Here is a 1,556-nt window from a genome sequence, read left to right on the forward strand (position 1 = left end):
CCTCGGCGCGGCGTACGCGGCGGAGAGCTGGGCGCAGGCCCGCCGCCGCAGGACCCTGCCGGACCCGGAACCGGCGGGCGCGGCATGAGCGCCCCGGCGCTTCCGCTGGTCGAGCTGGATCAGAGCGCGGGCCGGCGGGTCAGTGACGGCGCGACCCTCGGGATGCTGTTCGTCCTCTGCCAGACGGTGTTCCCGGCACGGCTGGTGCTGGCCGTCATCCCGATCTCGCTGTCGCCCGCCGACGTCGTCGCGCTGCTCGCCACGATGGCGTGGGCGTACGCCACCTGCACCCTCACCCTGGGGATGGCCAAGGGCCGCTCCCCCGTCCGGACCATGCTGTTCGTCTACTTCCTGGCGAACCTGCTCACCTACGGGCTGGCGACGGCCGGGTACATGCCCGCGGACGAGCTGAAGCTGAGCGACCACGCGCTGGTCCTGGTGCTGGCGCACACAGGCCTGGCGATCGCGGTCTGCGACGGGGTGCGCTCCCTGGACCGGCTGGAGAAGATGCTCCGCGCCGTCGTCGTCGGCGGGGCGATCATGTCGTTCATCGGGGTGCTCCAGTTCACGGTCGACTACGACGCGACCCGGCTGCTGGAGCTGCCGGGGCTGCGTCCCGGCACGACCGGCGGGGTGATCGACGACCGGGGCGGACTCAACCGGGTCGGCTCGACGGCGTCCCATCCGATCGAGTTCGGGGTGGTGTGCGCGATGGTGCTGCCGCTGGCACTGCACTTCGCGTTCAGCGCGCGGGAGAAGGGCGAGCGGGCGCGGCGCTGGTGGCTGTGCGCGGGGCTGATCGGCTGCGGGCTGCTGTTCTCGCTGTCCCGGTCGGCGATCATGGGGCTGGGGGTCGTCGGGCTGATCCTGCTGGTGGTGTGGCCGCCGCGGCGGACCATCCGGCTGCTGGGGGCGGGCGCCGGGTTCACGGCGATCGTCGCGGCGGCGTTCCCCGGCATGATCTCGACGTTCTACGGGCTGTTCGCGAACTTCGGCGCCGACCCGAGCGTGGAGTACCGGCGGCACCGGTACGAGATCGCGCAACTCGAGTTCTCCAAGCATCCGTGGTTCGGCCGCGGGATCGGCACCTGGTACGTGCCGAAGTACTTCGCCCTCGACAACCAGTGGATCATGACGGGGCTGGAGGCGGGGGCCGCCGGGGTGGCGGTGTTCGCGGGAATCCTGGTGGTGGGGATCTACGCGGGGCTGCGGGTGCGGTACGCGCGGCAGGCCGCACCGGACGTCCGGTGGCTGCTGGAGGCGTTGGCCGCGCTGCTGGCCGTCCCCGCCGTCGGCAGCTTCACCTTCGACCTGCTGTCGTTCCACATCGCGACCGGCGTGATGTTCCTGCTGATCGGCGCGACGGGCGCGCTCTTGCGGATCCACCGCGAGGCCAGTCCCTAGCGGCGCAGCAGGCGGCTGGCCTTGTGGGCGGCGGTGCGGCGCTGGCGGGTCAGGTAGAAGCGCAGGACGAGGGCGCGGGCGCGGCGGCGCTGTGCCGGGTCGAGGCCGGATTCGGGGAGCCTGCGCAGCAGTTCGCGGCATTGCAGGGTGAG

The 1,556-nt window shown here is 72.4% G+C and carries 1 protein-coding gene; it reads left to right on the plus strand.

What is annotated here, in order from left to right:
* Positions 1 to 1,404 (plus strand): O-antigen ligase family protein (locus ACYVE7_RS33805; RefSeq protein WP_460370619.1); only part of this gene is annotated, 1,404 nt, incomplete at its 5' end.
* Between the last annotated feature and the right edge of the window lie 152 nt (positions 1,405 to 1,556).

The organism is Actinocorallia lasiicapitis (genome assembly GCF_054778695.1).